19 protein-coding genes and 1 other RNA gene are annotated in these 18328 nt (G+C 61.5%); 18 read left to right on the top strand and 2 right to left on the bottom strand.

What is annotated here, in order from left to right; translation table 11 throughout:
- Nucleotides 1–32: 32 nt before the first annotated feature.
- Nucleotides 33–1244 carry a DNA-processing protein DprA gene (gene dprA, locus HDF15_RS14670; protein WP_184256801.1) on the bottom strand — a complete coding sequence of 404 codons (1212 nt, stop codon included), beginning with the start codon at nucleotides 1242–1244 and terminating at the stop codon, nucleotides 33–35.
- Between the two features lie 74 nt (nucleotides 1245–1318).
- Between dprA and HDF15_RS14675 the strand changes: the two genes are divergently transcribed.
- The 4 genes from HDF15_RS14675 to HDF15_RS14690 all read left to right on the top strand — a co-directional run bounded on the left by HDF15_RS14675 (nucleotide 1319) and on the right by HDF15_RS14690 (nucleotide 4219).
- The gene (locus tag HDF15_RS14675) at nucleotides 1319–2188 is read left to right on the top strand and encodes a menaquinone biosynthetic enzyme MqnA/MqnD family protein (protein WP_184256803.1); all 870 of its coding nucleotides are present in this window, start codon (nucleotides 1319–1321) and stop codon (nucleotides 2186–2188) included.
- Between the two features lie 68 nt (nucleotides 2189–2256).
- Nucleotides 2257–2949, top strand: coding sequence for a membrane-associated protein (locus tag HDF15_RS14680; RefSeq protein ID WP_184256805.1), 693 nt, complete (start codon nucleotides 2257–2259; stop codon nucleotides 2947–2949).
- Between the two features lie 29 nt (nucleotides 2950–2978).
- An RNA gene (ffs, locus tag HDF15_RS14685) (signal recognition particle sRNA small type) lies at nucleotides 2979–3077 on the top strand.
- A 125-nt stretch (nucleotides 3078–3202) separates the two neighbouring features.
- On the top strand, nucleotides 3203–4219 hold the full coding sequence (locus tag HDF15_RS14690; RefSeq protein ID WP_184257022.1) for a beta-ketoacyl-ACP synthase III: 1017 nt from the start codon (nucleotides 3203–3205) through the stop codon (nucleotides 4217–4219).
- A 14-nt stretch (nucleotides 4220–4233) separates the two neighbouring features.
- Here HDF15_RS14690 and HDF15_RS14695 read toward each other — a convergent pair whose 3' ends face one another.
- Nucleotides 4234–6033, bottom strand: coding sequence for a MutS-related protein (locus HDF15_RS14695; protein WP_184256807.1), 1800 nt, complete (start codon nucleotides 6031–6033; stop codon nucleotides 4234–4236).
- Between the two features lie 112 nt (nucleotides 6034–6145).
- Between HDF15_RS14695 and HDF15_RS14700 the strand changes: the two genes are divergently transcribed.
- From HDF15_RS14700 to HDF15_RS14765, 14 genes are all read left to right on the top strand, one after another.
- Nucleotides 6146–8194, top strand: coding sequence for a M13 family metallopeptidase (locus tag HDF15_RS14700; RefSeq protein ID WP_184256811.1), 2049 nt, complete (start codon nucleotides 6146–6148; stop codon nucleotides 8192–8194).
- Nucleotides 8195–8212: 18 nt separating this feature from the next.
- Complete coding sequence (locus HDF15_RS14705; protein WP_311733113.1) at nucleotides 8213–8539, top strand: hypothetical protein; 327 nt, start codon at nucleotides 8213–8215, stop codon at nucleotides 8537–8539.
- 161 nt (nucleotides 8540–8700) lie between these two features.
- The gene (rimO, locus tag HDF15_RS14710; protein WP_184256813.1) at nucleotides 8701–10320 is read left to right on the top strand and encodes a 30S ribosomal protein S12 methylthiotransferase RimO; all 1620 of its coding nucleotides are present in this window, start codon (nucleotides 8701–8703) and stop codon (nucleotides 10318–10320) included.
- Between the two features lie 17 nt (nucleotides 10321–10337).
- Nucleotides 10338–10595: a hypothetical protein gene (locus tag HDF15_RS14715; RefSeq protein ID WP_184256815.1), complete on the top strand. Its 258-nt coding sequence runs from the start codon at nucleotides 10338–10340 to the stop codon at nucleotides 10593–10595.
- 149 nt (nucleotides 10596–10744) lie between these two features.
- Entirely contained in the window at nucleotides 10745–11521 is a 777-nt protein-coding gene (locus HDF15_RS14720) for an SDR family NAD(P)-dependent oxidoreductase (RefSeq protein WP_184256817.1), read from the top strand.
- A 13-nt stretch (nucleotides 11522–11534) separates the two neighbouring features.
- Nucleotides 11535–11762 carry a DNA gyrase inhibitor YacG gene (locus HDF15_RS14725; RefSeq protein WP_184256819.1) on the top strand — a complete coding sequence of 76 codons (228 nt, stop codon included), beginning with the start codon at nucleotides 11535–11537 and terminating at the stop codon, nucleotides 11760–11762.
- Nucleotides 11762–12274, top strand: a complete 513-nt coding sequence (locus HDF15_RS14730) for a phosphatidylglycerophosphatase A (protein WP_184256821.1) — start codon at nucleotides 11762–11764, stop codon at nucleotides 12272–12274. The genes HDF15_RS14725 and HDF15_RS14730 overlap by 1 nt, the downstream gene beginning before the upstream one ends.
- A gap of 153 nt (nucleotides 12275–12427) precedes the next feature.
- Nucleotides 12428–13474: a gluconolaconase gene (locus HDF15_RS14735; RefSeq protein ID WP_184256823.1), complete on the top strand. Its 1047-nt coding sequence runs from the start codon at nucleotides 12428–12430 to the stop codon at nucleotides 13472–13474.
- Complete coding sequence (locus HDF15_RS14740) at nucleotides 13471–13875, top strand: hypothetical protein (protein WP_184256825.1); 405 nt, start codon at nucleotides 13471–13473, stop codon at nucleotides 13873–13875. Before HDF15_RS14735 ends, HDF15_RS14740 begins: the two co-directional genes overlap by 4 nt.
- A complete protein-coding gene (locus HDF15_RS14745) occupies nucleotides 13872–14342 on the top strand; it encodes a hypothetical protein (RefSeq protein ID WP_184256828.1) in 471 nt (156 codons plus the stop codon). The genes HDF15_RS14740 and HDF15_RS14745 overlap by 4 nt, the downstream gene beginning before the upstream one ends.
- An 87-nt stretch (nucleotides 14343–14429) precedes the next feature.
- The gene (locus HDF15_RS14750; RefSeq protein WP_184256830.1) at nucleotides 14430–15269 is read left to right on the top strand and encodes a hypothetical protein; all 840 of its coding nucleotides are present in this window, start codon (nucleotides 14430–14432) and stop codon (nucleotides 15267–15269) included.
- 130 nt (nucleotides 15270–15399) lie between these two features.
- The gene (locus HDF15_RS14755; protein ID WP_184256831.1) at nucleotides 15400–16653 is read left to right on the top strand and encodes a competence/damage-inducible protein A; all 1254 of its coding nucleotides are present in this window, start codon (nucleotides 15400–15402) and stop codon (nucleotides 16651–16653) included.
- A gap of 54 nt (nucleotides 16654–16707) precedes the next feature.
- Nucleotides 16708–17337, top strand: coding sequence for a glycerol-3-phosphate 1-O-acyltransferase PlsY (gene plsY / locus HDF15_RS14760; RefSeq protein ID WP_184256833.1), 630 nt, complete (start codon nucleotides 16708–16710; stop codon nucleotides 17335–17337).
- Nucleotides 17334–18326 (top strand): NAD(P)H-dependent glycerol-3-phosphate dehydrogenase, encoded by a 993-nt coding sequence (locus HDF15_RS14765; protein WP_184256835.1) that lies wholly within the window; start codon nucleotides 17334–17336, stop codon nucleotides 18324–18326. Before plsY ends, HDF15_RS14765 begins: the two co-directional genes overlap by 4 nt.
- Nucleotides 18327–18328: the final 2 nt, after the last annotated feature.

The following is an 18328-nucleotide window of genomic DNA, read 5'->3' on the forward strand; positions in this document are numbered from 1 at the left end:
TCCACCAGAGCCATAAATTTTGCGTCTGATTTCTAAAAACTGCGCACGTAATTTTTCCCCGGCATCTGTTTCACACGCCCTGCGAGTTCAAGCTCAAACAAGGCCGTAAATACTTCACCCGAAACCATCTTCGGCTCCAGCCGCTCGATCAGTTCGTCGAGCTGCAAGGCCTCATCCTGGCGAAGATGTTGCATCACCAGCCGCTCCTGTTCGCTCATTGGCGGCATCGCAGCGGCTTCGGTGAATAGCGCTGCGGCTCCGGTGAATAAAGATGCGCTCCCCCCGTTCGAGGATTCATTGCCCCTGTCCCCGGCCCCGGTCTGCGCCTCCAACCGTCCCTCTAGCTCCGCGCGCACCTGCGAGGGTAGGTCTTCCCAAACATCCTCCCACGTCGCGGTCAACTTTGCACCCTGCTTGATGAGCGTGTTCGGTCCCCAGGCATTCTTGTTCGTCGCGTTGCCCGGCACCGCATAGACATCCCGGCTCTGCTCGAGAGCGCAGCGCGCGGTAATGCGCGTTCCGGAGTACTCCGCAGCCTCCACGACGAGTACGCCGACACTCATCCCGCTGAGCGTGCGGTTGCGGATCGGAAAGTTCTGTGGCGCGGGAAAAGTGCCCATCGGAAACTCGCTGATCAGCGCACCGCCCTGCTGCACGATCTGTTCGGCCAGCTTCTTGTTCTCCTTCGGATAGATGACATCGATCCCCGTGCCCCACACGGCTATCGTGATGCCGCCTGCATCGAGCGCGCCCTTATGCGCGCAGGTGTCGACGCCGCGCGCCATGCCGCTGAGAATGACCACCCCGCGACGCGCCAGATTGCGGCTCAGCATCTCGGCCATGCCCGAGCCATAGGGCGTCGGATGCCGTGTGCCTACCACCGCAATTCCTGCACGATTCAGCACCTCTGCATTGCCGCGTACCCAAAGCACCGGCGGAGGATCGTAGATCTCCAGCAGACGCTGCGGATAGAGATCGTCCGCAGGAGTGACAAAGCTTGCGCCAACCTCTGCGACACGCTGAGCCTCATCCAGCGCTGCTGCCCGGGCACGGCCGTCGAAGCAGAACTGCGCCGCCTCAGCGGGCATGCCGGTGCTCTCAAGTTCGGTGAGCGATGCTGAAAATACACGCTCCACTGCACCCAGACGCTGTACGGTTCGACCACACCGCGTTGGTCCCATCCGCGGTGTCAGCACCAATGCCAACCATGCCAGATGTGCCTCTTCCTTTACCCCTTGCGACATCCCACTTCCTTTTCGCTGCGTTTGCTCGCATCCTATCTCATCTTGATCACATGCGAGGGAATTAGAATCGTCCTGTGCCTCTTCGAGTCTCTGCAATCGCTTTTCTGAACCCTGCTCCTCTGCTCTATAACTTTGAGCACGAGCCCGCCGCAACGCAGCTTCGTAAAAACTACACGGTGCACTACACCTCACCGGCCCGGTGCGCCCATGAACTGCTCACCGACGAGGCCGATCTGGGATTGATCCCCATCGCTGCGCTGACACCGGAGTTGGCCATCGTGCCCGGCTGCACCATCGCCTCGCAGCACGAGGTACGCAGTATCCTGCTGCTGGTTAAAAATCCCGATCGGCTGCCGCTGCATGGAGCCTTACAACGCGTAGTCACGGTCGCCGCCGATGCCGCCTCGCGCAGCTCGCAGGCTTATACGCATATCCTCTTCGAGCGCTTTCACAACACGCGCCCCAGCTATGTCGAACGCCCTGCCGACCCGCTCGCCATGCTTGCCGTCGCAGACGCCGCGTTGCTGATCGGCGACCCTGCGCTGCTGGCCCGCGAGCACCGGGCACAGATCGATGCAGCCTTCGACGAGCCTCTGCTGTGGCTCGATCTTGCAACGCTCTGGCGCGAGCACACCGGCCTGCCCTGGGTTGCCGCAGTCTGGGCTCTGCGGCCCGAGGCCCTGGAGCGCTCCGGAGTGAGCGCGCAGCAGTTGATCGCCGACCTCGTCACCAGCCGCGACAACGGCACAGCTCACGTCGAAGACCTCGTCCGCGAATGGACGCCGCGCCTGCCCCTTTCCGCTGAAACAATCCACACGTATCTCACCCGCAATATTCACTACACGCTCGATCCCGACTGCCTGCGGGCGATCGAGCTCTTTCGGAGACTGGCTGCGGAGATTGGGGCATTACCGCCGCTGCCGGGGTTGAACCTGCTGGGCTAAGCCAGCAAAAACGACCAAAACTTAATTCTTCGCGACTTCCTCCTCCAACTTCGCGTCTTATCAACAGGATGAGCCCCCCACTTCACGCTCTTGCCGCATGGTTTACCCTGGCTGCGGATCGTCGCCTCGTGCATTTTTTCCTGCACCTGGGGCTGCTGGGACTCTTTCTCGTCTCCACCGTCGACAGTTCCTTCGTGCCTCTGCCCATTCCCGGCGTCACGGACATCATGATCGTGCTCTTCGCCGCCGGGCACACCAACGTGATTCTGCTGGTGTGCATCGCGACCCTGGGTTCGGCTGCGGGAGGATTTTTCTCCCATGCGGTCGGCCAGGCCGGGGGCATGAAGTTCCTCGAAAAGCATGTTCCCGCCGCCATTCTGAAACGAGCTACAGGATGGGTGGAGTCGCACGCCATCATCGCGGTCTCGCTCCCTGCCCTGCTTCCTCCGCCGATGCCGCTTTCGCCCTTCGTGCTGGCGGCGGGCGCGGTGCATATGTCGCGCAGGAAGTTCATGACCGCCTTCACCCTGAGCCGCCTGGTACGGCACTCGATCGCCGCCTGGCTCGGCATCCATTACGGTCGCCAGGTGCTGCATCTTTGGTCGAGTTTCTCCACTCGCTGGGGAACTACCGTCCTGATCGCGCTCTGGTCGTTCATCCTGATCTTTACCGCGCTTGGCATCTGGAAGCTCTACAAGACATCGCGAGAGATGCAGCCGCTCAAAAGGGACCGTTCGTCCACAGCCCGAGAGGCCGCATAGTGTGGAATCCGGTGGTAAACTAGCTCTTGTGCCGGGTCCTACGCGACGTATTCCCGCCAACCCCGCCAGGTCCGGAAGGAAGCAACGGTAACGGGTCGATACGGGCGCAGTAGGGAAACCCGGTACATTTTCTTCCTCTCGGCACATCCCCGCAAACCACTGATTCCACAGACTTTTACTCCACTTTTATGATCGCGTGCCCCAGGCACGGTAAGATGCTCATTGTGGGCTTAGTACCTCGGAGGATTTGAGTTTGACCCTGACGTTGAAACCTCGGAACAGTGTGCGTGCCAAAATATCTGCCATAGGAACCTACGTTCCACCTCGTCTGCTGACCAATGCGGACTTGGAAAAGATGGTCGCCACCAACGATCAGTGGATTACCGAACGCACCGGCATCCGTGAGCGCCACATCGTCGATAAGGGCACCGGCACCAGCGACCTCGCCGCCGAAGCCGCCCGCCGCTGCCTGGCCAAGCGTGGCATCGAAGCCAGCGACCTCGACACCATCATCGTCGCCACGGTCACCCCGGACATGCTCTTCCCCTCCGCCGCCTGCCTGGTGCAGGACAAGATCGGGGCCAAGGGCGCCTGGGGCTTCGACCTTTCGGCCGCCTGCTCCGGCTTCCCTTACGCCCTGCAGGTAGGCGCCAAGCTCGTCGAGAGCGGCGCACACAAGAAAGTCATGGTCATCGGCGCTGACGTGATGAGCTCCATCATCGACTACACCGACCGCACCACCTGCGTCATCTTCGGCGACGGCGCGGGCGCCGTCCTGATCGAGCCCTGCGAAGAAGGCGAGATCGGCCTCATCGACTTCTGGCATGAGATCGACGGCTCTGGTGCTGTCAGCCTCAACATGCCCGCCGGCGGCAGCCTCCTGCCCGCCAGCCACGAGACCGTCGATAAGAAGCAGCACTTCGTTCACCAGGACGGCCAGGCCGTCTACAAGTTCGCCGTGCGCAAGATGGCCGAAGCCGCCGAGACGATTCTCGGACGGAACGGCATCACAGGTTCCGACCTCGACTGCTTCATTCCGCACCAGGCCAACAAGCGCATCATCCTCTCTACAGCGGAGCGGCTCCAACTGCCGGAGGAGCGCGTCATCATCAACATCGACCGCTTCGGCAATACGACCGCCGGAACGATTCCCCTGGCGATGAACACGGCCCTCGAAGAGAACCGCCTCAAGAAGGGCGACCTCGTTTTGCTGGCCAGCGTCGGCGCGGGCTTCACCGTGGGCGCTACCCTGCTGCGCTGGGAGCTCTAACTGCGCTGGGAATTTTAGCTGTCAAGCCCGAGTAATCGCACGATCGCCAGTGCGTTGGTCGTGCGATTGATCCCTGGTTTGAGCAGATAGTCGAAGCCCAGAGGATCGGCCTCATCGGGACTGGCCATGTGCACGTTGCTTCCGTGCAGCTCCGGCTTCTCAGCCAGCTCCGCCAGCGCAAGATCATGTGTGGAGAGCGCACCGACAGCTCCCGTTGCAACCAGCCCACGCAGCACAGCCTCAGCCGCCGCCCGGCGGTCCAGTGAGTTCGTTCCGCTGAAGATCTCGTCGATCAGAAACAGGCTCGACGCAGGATTCGCCCTGGCCAGCGCAAGCACATCGCGAAGGCGTTCCACCTCGGCCAGGAACTTCGACTTCCCTTTCGCCAGCGAGTCCGTAAGAGCCAGCGAAGCCCCCAGATGAACTACGGACAGCTTCATCCTTTTGACCGGCACAGGAGCTCCCGCAAGCGCGAGCACCACGTTCGCGCCGATCGTTCGCAGCAGGGTCGATTTGCCCGCCATGTTCGATCCGGAGATGAGCAGAAACTGCACTCGGTTCCCCAGTGACACATCGTTGGCGACCGCCTCGCTACGCAGCAGCAACGGATGCGTCATCGCCTCCGCCTCAAAGAGCGCGGTCTTCCTCTGTCCTTGGTCCACAACTTCGGGATAGACATTCTCCGCGTGCTCGGCCGCATACGTCGCCAGCGCCAACAAGGCCTCGAACTCCGCCCAGGCATCAAGCCAGTTCCGCATTGGCTCCGCGAAACGCTGCTTCCAACGATCGAGTGAGAGCGCCGCATGCGTACCGGCACCGATCAGCAGACTGGGAACATAGAACCAATCCGTAGCGCGTTGCTCCACCAGCACCAGATGGCGCTGCAACTGCGCCAGGGCGCGATCCTCATCCTCAACGCCGCTCTGCAACGCAACCAGCCGCTCAGCCGCAAAGTTCGAGCCGCGCAGCAGCTGCAGCCCCTCGCGAAGGACGGCAATCTGACTACCCAGTTTCTTCGTCGCCTCCAGCTCAAGGTGCACCTTCGGCCGCAGCCAGAGACAAAGCGCATTTTGCAGTCCTAGCAGGGCTATAACGTTTCGTACCAGGAAGCTAATCTCAACGTGTGCGATCAGGCCTGCGGCAATCGCCGTAACCCACGCTACCGTGAGCAACAGGAGTACGCTGCGCACCCACCTCGGAAAATTGCTGCGCTCCGCATCCAGCCAGACTTCGAAGCTCTCGGCGGGCAGCTCCTCAAAGGCCCAGCGGCCCAGCAGTGCTACCTGTTCCCGCAGATCGAGCTGTGGAGCAAGCTCTTGCACTGCAGCCTGCCGCTGCCTTACGGTACGAGCCTCTACCGAGCGCAACAGCATTCGCGCCAGGGCTCGCTGTCCCACCATCGTTCGCGTGGTCGCAAGCATGCCGAACAATGAATCCTTGCCCAGGACATTGAGATCGCGCTCGTACAGATGTCCGGCCTCCGCGAAGCTCTCGCCAGTAAACCCGGACTGCGGCGCTTCTCCGTTCACGCGCCCCATCCCCTCCTCATACAACGCCGAAAGACGGGATGCGTGTTCCGAAGACCTTCTCGTACGCAGCGAAAGAACCGTTGCTACTGCGCAAACCACTGCTGCCGCTGCTACCAGCCAGAGACTTCCGCTCGTACGAATGGCGCTCCACAGGAAATACGCGCAGAACACCAGGGCAACGAAGGCAAAAAGGGTGAACCTCGCGCCTTTTTCCGTCTCGCGCGCATACTCGCCCGCTGATGCTGCCCGCCGTCTCTCATACTCTTCACTGATTGCCTGCGCCATGTCCTCTCAGCATAGACGCTCTGGTTGCCGCCCCTCGTGTCCTCTTTCATCTAGGCAACAGTCCAGACACCGAAGGGGCTTATCTACCTCCGCACCCTGTAAAATCCTCCCCATGAAATCAGTGCTGCTTCTCGGTTGCTCCGCCCTCTTGCTCTCTCCTGTCGCGCTTACCCTCTCCGCGCAAGATGTTCACGGCGTCCACGCCCCCAGCATGGACAAGACCGTGCAGCCTGGCGATAACTTTTATCGCTACGCCAACGGCACATGGATTGCCAAGACCGAGATTCCTGCCGACCGCACCAGCCTGACCGGCTTCTCGCTGCTCGCCGACGTCGTCAACAAGCGCGTGGCCGGAATCATCGAAGAGGCCGTCAAGGCCAATACGGCGCCGGGCACCGAGAAGCGCAAGATCGCCGACCTCTACGCCTCCTACATGGACGAGCAGGCCATCGACGCCCACGGCATGGCCGCGCTCAAGCCACACCTGAAAGAGATCGCAGCCATCAGCAACCAGCGCGAGCTGGCCACCGCGCTTGGCCATACGCTGCGCGCTGACACCGATGCGCTGAATAACACCAACTTCCACACGCCTAACCTCTTCGGCATCTGGATCGCGCCCGGCTTCAATGACCCGGATCACTACACGCCCTACCTGATGCAGGGTGGGCTGCAACTGCCCGACCGCGCCTACTATCTGACCGACTCCGAGCGCATGAAGACCATCCGCGAGAAGTACGTGCAGCACATCTCCGCGATGCTGAAGCTCGCGGGTTATGACAACACCGACAAGCGCTCCGAGGGCATCCTCGAGCTGGAGCATTCCATTGCGGAGCACCATCTCTCGCTCGCCGAAGACGAGAACATCGCGAAGGCCAACAACGTCTGGCAGAAGACGGACTTCGCGAAGAACGCGCCGGGCCTCGACTGGAACGCCTATTTTGCTGCGGCAGACCTTGCACAGCAGCCCGACTTCATCGTCTGGCAGCCTACTGCCGTGACCGCGGAGGCCGCGATCGTTGCCGCAACTCCGATCGATACCTGGAAGGACTACCTCGCCTTCCATCTCATCGAGCAGTACTCCGTCGCCATATCCACACCGCTGGCCGATGAGCGCTTCAACTTTGCCGGCAAGATCCTTACCGGGGCACAGCAACAGCGTCCCCGCGAGCAGCGGGCCGTGGCTCTCGTCAACGGCGTCCTCGGCGACGCCGTCGGCCAGCTTTATGCCGCGCGGTACTTCACCCCCGCCGACAAGGCCAAGGTTGAGGAGATGGTGCATAACCTCCTCACCACCTTCCACGCGCGTCTCGAAAACCTCACCTGGATGACGCCCGGCACCAAGGCAGAGGCCCTGCGCAAACTCGGCACGTTGCAGGTCAGCATCGGCTATACAGACCACTGGCGCTCATACGAGGGCCTCAACATCGAGCCCGGCGATCTCTTTGGCAACCTGTGGCGCGCTTCGCTCTTCGACTACCACTACTCTCTGGCGCGCATCGGCAAACCCACCGACCGCAAGGAGTGGACGATGACTCCGCAGACCGTCAACGCGGTCAACCTCCCACTGGACAACGGCCTCAACTTCCCGGCTGCCATCTTCGGACCGCCGTTCTTCGACCCCAAGGCACCGGACGCCGTGAACTATGGTGCTATCGGTACGGTCATCGGACATGAGATCTCGCATACCTTCGACAGCGAAGGCGCGGCGTTCGACTCCCAGGGCAAGGTCCGCAACTGGTGGACCGACGCCGACCGCGCCCACTTTGACGCCTCTATCGAGGCGCTCGCCAAGCAGTACGACACCTATGCGCCCTTCCCTGACCTGCACCTGAACGGACATCAGACGCTGGGTGAGAACATCGCCGACCTCGCAGGGATCACGGCCTCCTACGATGCCTGGAAGACCTCGCTGCACGGCAAGCCTGCGCCCGTCGTCGGCGGCCTCACCGGAGACCAGCAGTTCTTCATCGGCTATGCGCAGAGCGAGGGAGGCAAGGCTCGCGAGGCGGCGTTACGCCAGCAGGTCCTTACCGATCCTCACTCGCCCGGTGAGTTCCGCGCCGATACCGTTCGCAACCTCGATGCCTGGTACGCTGCGTTCGATGTAAAACCCGGTCAGACTCTGTACCTGGCCCCGGCGGATCGCGTTCATATCTGGTAGTTCGCTTATTCTGGATAGGTGAGTTTGATTATTGCTGCGATTCGTTCCGGTACCGACCCGGTAGGCCCTCTGCCTCCCGGGTCGTTCCATCGGACCCTGGAAGACCCGATCTACTGCCCCAAGTGCGCCGCGACCTACATGCTCGTGGTGGATTACGACAGTGCGATTAGCCGGCACTTCGAGGACAACTCGCGCCGCCACCTCTCGATACTTCGCAAGGCCGTGATGCTGGGGCACTCTACCGACCACCGCACCAGCCATTTCGAGACCAACGGGGTGATCGTCACCAGCCACGTTGCGCCGAAGCCTGTGCCTTTGCCACCGATCCCGCCGCACATTATGTAGTTGCAGCATTCCCTGGTTCATTGAGCCCCGAAGGGGCTGGATTTGCGCCAGTTTCTGGCGTTTCCCTCTCTATTTCACATTCGTGCGATGGCCCTTTACATTCAGGCGATTGGCTTGTCGCACACCCAAAACCCGCGTAAAACCTGCTAAAATGGTTAGTTGTGAGCCTCTCCCCCACCCTCGAAAATTCAGCCACTGAAACCCAGACCCGCCGCCCCAAGGTCGGATTCGTCTCGCTCGGCTGCCCCAAGAACCTCGTCGACTCCGAGGTCATGATGGGCCTGCTGCATCGTGGCGGCGCGGAGCTCACCCCCAGGGCCGAAGATGCCGAGATCCTCGTCGTCAACACTTGCAGCTTCATCGACTCCGCGAAGCAGGAGTCTGTCGACACCATCCTCGAGATGGTGCAGCACAAGATCGCCAACGGCGGCCGCGCGCAGAAGCTTATCGTCGCCGGGTGCCTGGTCGAACGCTACCGCGATGAGATCCGCAAGAACATCCCGGAGGTCGATGCTGTCGTCGGCACGGGTGAACTGGAAGCGATCATGGAGGCCGCCGGCCTCTCCCGCCCCACGCCTGCCGAGAACAACTCTCCGTTCGCGATCCTGACGACCGCGCAGATCGAGCGGCATGCGTCGTCGGTCAACCAGCACTCACGCCCCGAGTCCGACGGGCCACAGATCGCTCACGAAACCACGCACAGCGTCTCGCTCGATGCGCAGTCGAGCCGCCCCGAAGGCGATGCCCGCGAACAGGCCGGGCGCTTCTCGCGCGAGGCCTGGGACGGAGCCACCCCCGCCCTGCCGAACTACCTCTACTCCGACGAGACGCCGCGCATCCTGACCACGCCGCGCGCCTCGGCGTACATCAAGATCGCCGAAGGCTGCGACCACCCGTGCAGCTTCTGCATCATCCCGCAGTTGCGCGGCAAGTTCCGTTCGCGCCCCCTCGCCAGCATCGTGGCAGAGACGAAGTCGCTCATCGCGCAGGGCGTTCGCGAGATCACGCTCATCGGCCAGGACACCACCTGCTACGGCGAAGACCTGCCCAAGGACCCCGTCACCGGCAAGCGTCCGGAGCTCGCCGACCTGCTCGACGCACTCGCACCGCTGCCGGGCCTCAAATGGCTGCGCTTCCTCTACGCGTACCCGAACAAGGTCACCACGCGGTTGCTGGAGTCGATTGCGAAGCACGACACGGTCGCCAAGTATCTCGATGTGCCGCTGCAGCACGCCAGCGCGAACGTACTGCGCCGCATGAAGCGTGGCGGCACCGCCGACCGCTTCCTGCAGATCATCGACAAGGCTCGTTCGATCGTTCCCGGCCTCGTGCTGCGGACCAGCTTCATCGTCGGCTTCCCCGGCGAGACCGAAGCCGACTTCGAGGAGCTTCTGGCCTTTGTCCAGGAGGCCAAGATCGACTGGCTCGGTGTCTTCAGCTACTCCGATGAGGAGGGCGCAGGTGCATTCTCGCTCGACGAGAAGGTGCCGAAGCGCACCATCGAGGCTCGCCGCCGCAAGCTGATGAAGCTGCAGAACAAGATCAGCACCAAAGCCCGGCGCGCCTGGGTAGGACGCGAGATCGACCTTTTGGTCGAAGGCGAGAGCGAAGAGACCGAACTCCTCTGGCAGGGCCGCTCGCTGGATCAGGCCCCCGAGATCGACGGCAAGGTATTGATCAACGACTTCGGGCCGCATGAAGTGTTGGTTCCCGGGACGTTCTATCGCGCCGAGATTACCGAGAGCCACGACTACGACGTCGTCGCAAGAATCATCGAGTAGGTCTGATTGGAGAGAGCATGAGTGAAGTCGATAAGCGGCTACAGGAGTTCGTCGGTACGAACGGCCTTCTTCTTGTTCGGCAACCCGGCGGCCATGCACTTGAATTAAAATACACCGTCATTGCAGTCACACCGGCCAAAGATGAATATGACAACTTTGAACAGAGCATCAATTTCAGCGATTTCAACATTCGATTCGATAACGACATCATGATCGACGGAAGCGCAGAAATGACTATCCCTGGTTATCGATTTTTACCTACCTCTTCGTACTAGTTGTGACCACCTAAATCTCCCGCTGTCACAAAATTGCTTCTCTCAACTCCGCCCAAAGCCCCTTGTGCCTTGAGCCGTCCCTCATGAATCCCCAACTCCTCCGCCAACATCCATACAAGTACCTGCCCTAACCGGCATAAGGAGACCTCATGGATCTGCAACTCACCGGCAAGACCGCTATCGTCACCGGAGGTTCAGCCGGCATCGGCCTGGCCACCGTCAAGGCACTGACCGCCGAAGGCGTTACCGTCACGGTTCCGGGCCGCACCCAAGCCAAGCTTACGCAGGCTCTCGCGGGCATCCCCAGAGTTGTTCCCGTGGTGGCTGACGTGGCAACCGCCGAAGGTGCAGCCGCGCTTCTTCAACAGGTTCCTGACACCGATATTCTCATCAACAATCTCGGCATCTACGAGCCCAAAGAGTTCGTAGACATTACCGATGGCGACTGGCTGCGCCTCTTCGAGACCAATGTCCTCAGCGGTGTCCGGCTCTCGCGGCACTACTTCCCTCGCATGATCGAGCGCAACTCTGGACGTGTGATTTTTATCTCCAGCGAGTCCGGCGTGATGACCCCGCCCGAGATGGTGCACTATGGCGTTACCAAGTCCGCTCAGCTTGCTATCTCCCGCGGGCTCGCCGAACGGACCAAAGGCACTGCCGTCACCGTCAATACGGTCCTGCCCGGACCCACGCGCTCTGAAGGCATCGTGGAGTTCCTCGAGAAGATGTCTTCCATCCCGAATGCCACCCCCGAGCAGGCCGAACGGGAATTCTTCGAAAAGCACCGGCAGAGTTCTCTGTTGCAGCGGCTCATCGAAGACTCCGAGATCGCAAACCTTGTCGCCTTTCTCGCCAGCCCGCTCTCAGCAGCGACCAACGGAGCCGCTGTGCGCGCTGAAGGTGGCCTGCTGCGCTCCATCATCTAAACTTAAGTTTGCCATGCCTGAGACCAAAAAACTCCGCTGCCCCATCTGCCGTAAGGACGTTCCCCTCGACACGCCTGAGGTTCCCTTCTGCTCCGAGCGCTGCCGCACCATCGACCTCGGCAAGTGGGCTTCGGGTGACTACAAGATCAGCTCGCCGATCCTCGACCCGGATCTGTTGGAAGACCTGGAGCACGCCCAGCAGCAGCAACATCCGACCGATGAATCGAAGTGGAAGAACTAATGGCGCATCAGCCGAGCGTCTCTGTCTCTGAACTTCGCGGGCCCAAGACACGATGGGCCTGGGCTCTCGGCACCTTCTTCGGCGCAGGGTTGCTTAAGCCTGGGCCGGGAACCTATGGATCTATCGCAGCGGTGCTGCTTTGGTACGCTGCCGCCCATGCATTCCAGGCCACGTTCGGCGCTCTCGCTATAGGGACTGCGATTGCCGCCATAGCCATCACCCTGATCGGCATTCCTGCCTCGACAATCGTCGCCCGCGAAGCCGGCCGTGAAGACCCCGGGTTCGTCGTTATCGACGAGGTCGCGGGACAGCTCATCGCGCTCATCGCCGTTCGGCCCAACTGGCAGCATGCGGTGATCTCGCTGGTTTTCTTCCGGCTGTTCGACATCTTCAAGCCCTGGCCGATTCGCAAATTTGAAGCGTTGCCGGAAGGCACGGGGATCATGCTGGATGATGTTGTGGCGGGTGTGTTTGCGCTGGTGGTGGCGTTGCTTGTAGGGCGGTTCGTTTAGGTCTTTTGCTTTTGTTCTTGCTTTTCTGGTTTGTCATTCCGACCCTGAGCGAAGCCGAAGGGTCGGAATGACAAACCAGAAAAGCAAAGACAAAAGCAAAGGTACCGACCACTATTTGCCTTCGCCCTTCGCCGCGTCTACGCTTACCGATAGATGAACCTGTTGAATCCAACCCGGCCCGACGCTCCGCATCTCGACCACCTGACCCCCAAGGCAGCCATCCCAGGAGGCAGCTTCGAGGTCTTCGGCAGCCGCCTGCTGCGCCCCGGTACGCCCGAGCCGCAAATTCCCCAGGTGTTCTTTGGCGAGGCTGCCGCTATGCTTGACCTCAGCCGCGACACACGGGCGCTTGTACGCGTGCCCGAGGGTGCCATCGCCAGCGATCTCGTCTTCCATCGCGATGGGCTCACCAGCAACATCCTCCACGCGAACATCGCCATCCCGATGGCCGAGAACCTGCACCTCGTCTCGAACCCCGCCGTCGACGGCGACGGCAATCTCTTCGCGATGGTCTCCGGCCCACGCGGCGAACGGGTGCCGGTGTCGATCTTCCGCATCGACCGCGATCTCCAGGTGCGGCCCTTCGTGCGCGACCTGATGAACGTCTCGGCGCTGGCCTTCGACGGCGACGGCCATCTCTACGCCAGCTCACGCGCCGAGGGGACCGTCTATCGCATCTCGCCGCACGGTGCGATCTCCATGTTCGCCGAGGGCATGGGCATCGCTACAGGGATTGCCTTCGACCGTGAGGGCAGCCTCTTTGTCGGCGACCGCTCAGGCACCATCTTCAAGATCAATCGCGAGCGGGAGATCTTCGTGTTTGCGACTCTCGAACCGTCCGTCGCCGCCTATCACCTGGCGTTCCGCGATGACGGCGTGCTGCTCGTAACCGCACCCACCACGTCGTCCAACCAGTCGATCCACGCCATCGACCCCGAGGGCAATGCCACTGTCTTCTATCGTGGTCTGGGACGTCCACAAGGCATGGCCTTCGATGCGGACGGCAATCTTTATGTTGCGGCCTCGCTGCACGGACGCCGTGGAATCGTAAAGATTAATCACGAACGCCAGGCCGAACTCATCGTCTCGGGCAACGACCTCGTCGGTCTCGCCTTCCTTGAGGACGGCTGTGCCGCCCTGGCGACCAACACGACGATCTTCCATGTCGATTTGGGCATCCAGGGGAGAACGCTTGCATGAGCCGTGGGAAGCGAATCCTGCTGTTTGCACTAGTCGCTTTTGCCGCTGCTGCCGTAGCTGCATTCTTTGTAGATAACGGCCACATGGATCGGTACTTTCTCCTGCTCGCCCTCGGATCGCTGCTGGTGATCCTGCCCTGCTGGCTTCTGCTACTGCCCTTTGTTGTGATCTCTGACAATCTTCGCGCCTGGCAGCCGGGCGTTTTTGTTCTGGCTGGGGCGGCGATCGCTTCAATCGTTGCTTTCGTCGAAGCCCATCACTTCTATCGGCATGCGCCCCCGGCTCAGATGCCTACGGCAGCGTGGTTCCACGGGATCGCATGGAAGAGTGCGCTACTCGGAGCCTCGGCGTGCGCGGCCTACCTTGGGGTTCTCAAGGCCCACCGGCAGTGGCAACCATGATCGTCCATGCACAGGAGAATCCTGGTTTCTACACTCAGGATTTGATCATCGGGTCGGCGATAGCGGTGGGCTGTCTGGTTGCAACCGTGGTTCTCCTTGTCATCCTGCTTCGGGATTCGTGGCGCATCCTGCAGTCTCTGATTCAAACAACCATCTGCGTCCTACGCGGTGAAAAGCCGCCCTGGATACGACGCCGGGAAGAGATCAAGCGAATGCGGGAGAAAGTGCTCAGCCGGGAGGAAGCCATTGTCCGTGTGCAGCAGTATGCGGAGGCCAATGGGCGGAGTGCCCAGGGTCCATTCAATATCCGGCTGCACTTTCTGCAGGCTGAGGGGGAGTGGAAAGAAGCTCAGCCGATCGGAAGATTTGTCTACAGCGTGAACATCGGTAGCTCGCTTCCTGGAACTGTTGTTGAAATCGATGCAATTGACGGAACTGTGCTCGAATGGCGCACGCTCCCGCGCTAACGTGCTGCCACCGATGGGTCGCCCCTTCGGGGCTGAATTAGTGCTCGTCTCCGTAGATAATTGAATCTACGGAGTTGTATCTCACCGATGTCCACAGCAATCTTCCGCGAGCCCACGCCTGAGGAGGTCGAACTCGGCCGCCAGCGTCACGAACTCGCCTCCATCCGCAAGGCGCTGGCTGAGCGCGAGCTGGAGCTGGAACATCTGCGCAACCAGATCCTCAGCTTTGAAGCTCGTTACATTCGCCAGATCGGTGTGCTCTACAGGCAGCTGGATGAGTGGGAGGAGCGCATTGCCGAGTTGAAGGTCTCCCAGGAGACCCCGGAGGAGCGCGAACGCTACGCCCGTGAGGCCGCGCAGAAGCCCGAAGCCGCAGTCCCCGAAGTGCAAGTCCCGGAACCCTCGCTCGACCTCAAGATCCTCTTCCGCGAGGTCGCCAAGCTCATCCATCCGGACTTCGCTGTCGACGACCATGACGAGCGCCATCGCACCCACCTGATGGCCCAGGCGAACGAAGCCTACCGCCGCGATGACGCAGCAGTCCTGCAGCGCATGCTCAACGGCTACGACCCTTCTACCGATTCATGGAGCTCCGAGGATATGGCCTCCGCCCTCGCCCGCACGCTCATGCAAATCGAGCAGGCAAAGGAGGACCTCAAGATCGTCGCCTCCGAGATCGAAGCTCTTGGACAATCCGAGATGGCTCTGCTCAAAGAACGTACCGCCGAGGAGGCGCTCAAGGGGCGCGACCTGCTTGCGGAACTAGCCGCGCTGGTCAAGGGAAACATTGGCATGGCGATGAGGCGTTATGAGCTCGACCTGGGAAGGGCCCGGCGCAAGGAAAAGGCCTTCAATCCTGAGGCCCTGCTCTCCGCTGAAACTCCTCCGCCACCTCCTCGGTCGTTCAATCGATTCCGTTCGCGATAGAGCAAATCTCCTGCAGGTGTACAGCGAAACCACGACATTCATGGCCGTTTTTCCCCAGAAAAACGGTACTGCACGCCCGTTGCAATTTCCCAGCAACAGGAGACTTGCTCTAGCATCAAACAAGCCACCCATGATCGCTGAAATCATCGCCGTCGGTTCCGAGATGCTGACGCCCCATCGTCAGGACACGAATTCGCTGTATCTCACGCAAGGTCTCAACGACCTTGGGGTCTCGGTCGCCTTCAAGACCATCGTCGGCGACAACCGGCAGCATCTGGTCGATGCCATACGCATCGCCCTGCGCCGTGCCGACATCGTTCTCTTTTCGGGAGGCCTGGGGCCGACGGAGGACGACCTGACGCGCGAGTGCGCCGCCGAGGCACTCGGCCTGGAGCTGCACCGCGAGCCCTCCGTGCTGGTGGAGCTGCAGCGGCGATTTATCGCCCGCCGCATGGCGATGCCGCTCAACAACCAGCGCCAGGCGGACGTACTCGACGGAGCCGAGCTGCTGAGCAATAAGAACGGCAGCGCGCCCGGCCAGTGGCTTGACACCTCGTTTGAGGGACATCGCAAGATCGTGATCCTGCTGCCCGGACCGCCGAAGGAGCTTATGCCGCTCTTCGACGACGAGTGTGTTCCTAGGCTTGCCCTCTCCCTGCCGCGGCGTTCGCTCGCCAAGCGGCTGCTGCGCATGGCGCTTATCCCTGAGAGCCAGGTCGACGCGCGCACCGCACCGATCTATCAGCAGTTCAGCGACGTGGAGACCACGATCCTGGCGGGCTCCGGAGAGATCCAACTGCATTTCCTCTGCTCCAAGCCAACGATGGAGGAGGCCCAGGCGCGGGTCGACGCGGTCGCCGAGCTCGTCGAGCAGGAGATGGGCGACGATATCTTCTCCTCTCACGGAGAGTCGCTCGAAGAGGTCGTGCTGCTGATGCTCGGGCTGCGCGGCCTGACCCTGAGCGCGGCGGAGAGCTGCACCGGCGGACTCTTCGCCGAACGCCTCACGAGAATCCCCAATAGCTCCCGTAACTTTGCGGGCGGCGTAGTTGTCTACACCAACGCGATGAAGACGGTCTTCACGGATGTGCCGGCCGAGTTGATCGCAGAGAAGGGCGCGGTCAGCGAGGAGGTCGCGCGAGCGCTCGCCGAGGGGATCCGCAGGCGCACCGGAAGCTCGCTGGGGCTCAGCATTACGGGTATCGCCGGTCCTCCAATGACGACCGGGCCGGACGCCGGTAAACCGGTTGGGCTCGTCTATATCGGGCTGGCCGACCAGGACGATACCCAGGTCAAACGGCTCGAAATCGCCGGAGACCGCGATCGGGTGCGCCTGTGGGCCTCGGAGCACGCCCTGGAGATGCTGCGGCGCAGCTTCCAGTAGCCAAGGCGTTTCCAGAAGCCTCCTTGCTACACTCGACAAGTCAGCCCGGTTCTTATGAAGACCTCTATTCTCATCCTCGCGATTGCCTATCTGCTCGGGTCGATCCCCTTCGGCTACCTCCTTGTGCGCATCTTCCGCAAGGAGGATATCCGCGCCACCGGCAGCGGGAACATCGGCGCCACCAACGTGGCTCGCTCCGGGGCCAAGGGTCTCGGCATCCTGACGCTACTGCTGGACTGCTCGAAAGCCATTGCCGCCGTCCTGATCGCGAAACACTTCGCGCCTTCCAGCAACCTCGACCTCGCGCCCCTGGCCGCGGTCGCAGCCATCCTGGGCCATGTATTTCCGGTGTGGCTGGACTTCCGCGGCGGCAAGGGAGTCGCCAGCGCGCTGGGCATCTACCTTGCGCTTTCGTGGCCCTCGGCTCTGGCTGCGCTTGTCATCTTCATCGTCATCTTCGCGCTGACACGATACGTTTCCCTGGCGTCGATCCTTGGCGCAGTCGTGCTGCCGCTCCTGTTCGTGAAGTTCTCTCCGGACCACTCACCTGTCGCCATCGGCAGCATGGTCTTCATCTCTCTGCTGGTCATCGTCAAGCATCACGCCAACATCTCGAGGCTGCTGCAGGGCAAAGAAAACAAGTTTGGAAGCAAAAAGGACAAGACTGAAGGGGTACAGGCATGAGCCGGATAGCTGTGATCGGTGCGGGGTCGTGGGGAACAGCATTGGCAGTCTCTTTGGCCCGGCGAGGCGGGCATGAGCTCTGCCTCTGGGCACACTCGCCCGCGCACGCGGCGGAGCTTACCGAGACTGGCGAGAACCTGCGCTACCTGCCCGGCTTCATCGTGCCGATGGGGATTCACATCACCTCCAAGCTCGTTAAGGCCATTGAGGGTGCAGACATCATCCTCTGTGTCACGCCTTCGCAACATCTGCGCGCTGTCATGACTGAGATTGCCCCTGCGCTGCAGCCGCACCAAGTATTGCTCTCGGCCAGCAAAGGGATCGAGGAAAAAACCTTTCTTCGCATGTCGCAGGTCATGAAGGAGCACGGCGACAATCCCATCGGCACTCTCGGAGGCCCCTCGTTCGCACAGGAGGTCGCCGCAGGCATGCCGACGGCGATCACCATCGCCACTGACGACCCGCTACTCGGCAAGTCTCTGCAGGATGACTTCACCTCTTCCTCGCTGCGTGTGTATCGCAATGAGGATGTAACCGGAACCGAGCTCGGGGGAGCGCTGAAGAACGTCATCGCGCTGGCTGCGGGCATCGTCACCGGCCTGGAGTTGGGCTCGAACTCTGCTGCGGCACTCATCACACGCGGCATCGCGGAGATTACGCGGCTCGCCGTAGCCTGCGGCGGACGCCGGGATACCATGGCCGGACTCTCAGGAGTCGGCGACCTGGTGCTGACCTGCACCGGCAGCCTTTCACGCAATCGCACGGTCGGCGTGGAGTTGGGCAAGGGACGCAAGCTGCCGGAGATCATCGCCGGGCTGAATGGCAAGGTTGCCGAAGGCGTCCGCAGCACTACTGCAGCGCTCGGCCTGGCGGCACGCTATGGCGTGGAGATGCCGATCACCGAGCAGATGGCGGCGATCCTGCACAAGGACAAGAGCCCGAAGGATGCAATTCGTGAGTTGATGGCGAGACCGGGACGGACGGAATAGCT

The organism is Granulicella mallensis (genome assembly GCF_014203225.1).
GTDB lineage: Bacteria > Acidobacteriota > Terriglobia > Terriglobales > Acidobacteriaceae > Granulicella > Granulicella mallensis_A.

What these genes read in the sequence shown, in the direction of transcription:
- dprA (WP_184256801.1), bottom strand. Translation starts at nt 1,244, where the DNA reads ATGTCGCAAGGGGTAAAGGAAGAGGCACATCTGGCATGGTTGGCATTG.
- HDF15_RS14680 (WP_184256805.1), top strand. Translation starts at nt 2,257, where the DNA reads ATGAGCCCCCCACTTCACGCTCTTGCCGCATGGTTTACCCTGGCTGCG.
- HDF15_RS14695 (WP_184256807.1), bottom strand. Translation starts at nt 6,033, where the DNA reads ATGGCGCAGGCAATCAGTGAAGAGTATGAGAGACGGCGGGCAGCATCA.
- HDF15_RS14700 (WP_184256811.1), top strand. Translation starts at nt 6,146, where the DNA reads ATGAAATCAGTGCTGCTTCTCGGTTGCTCCGCCCTCTTGCTCTCTCCT.
- HDF15_RS14715 (WP_184256815.1), top strand. Translation starts at nt 10,338, where the DNA reads ATGAGTGAAGTCGATAAGCGGCTACAGGAGTTCGTCGGTACGAACGGC.
- HDF15_RS14720 (WP_184256817.1), top strand. Translation starts at nt 10,745, where the DNA reads ATGGATCTGCAACTCACCGGCAAGACCGCTATCGTCACCGGAGGTTCA.
- HDF15_RS14725 (WP_184256819.1), top strand. Translation starts at nt 11,535, where the DNA reads ATGCCTGAGACCAAAAAACTCCGCTGCCCCATCTGCCGTAAGGACGTT.
- HDF15_RS14730 (WP_184256821.1), top strand. Translation starts at nt 11,762, where the DNA reads ATGGCGCATCAGCCGAGCGTCTCTGTCTCTGAACTTCGCGGGCCCAAG.
- HDF15_RS14735 (WP_184256823.1), top strand. Translation starts at nt 12,428, where the DNA reads ATGAACCTGTTGAATCCAACCCGGCCCGACGCTCCGCATCTCGACCAC.
- HDF15_RS14740 (WP_184256825.1), top strand. Translation starts at nt 13,471, where the DNA reads ATGAGCCGTGGGAAGCGAATCCTGCTGTTTGCACTAGTCGCTTTTGCC.
- HDF15_RS14745 (WP_184256828.1), top strand. Translation starts at nt 13,872, where the DNA reads ATGATCGTCCATGCACAGGAGAATCCTGGTTTCTACACTCAGGATTTG.
- HDF15_RS14750 (WP_184256830.1), top strand. Translation starts at nt 14,430, where the DNA reads ATGTCCACAGCAATCTTCCGCGAGCCCACGCCTGAGGAGGTCGAACTC.
- HDF15_RS14755 (WP_184256831.1), top strand. Translation starts at nt 15,400, where the DNA reads ATGATCGCTGAAATCATCGCCGTCGGTTCCGAGATGCTGACGCCCCAT.
- plsY (WP_184256833.1), top strand. Translation starts at nt 16,708, where the DNA reads ATGAAGACCTCTATTCTCATCCTCGCGATTGCCTATCTGCTCGGGTCG.
- HDF15_RS14765 (WP_184256835.1), top strand. Translation starts at nt 17,334, where the DNA reads ATGAGCCGGATAGCTGTGATCGGTGCGGGGTCGTGGGGAACAGCATTG.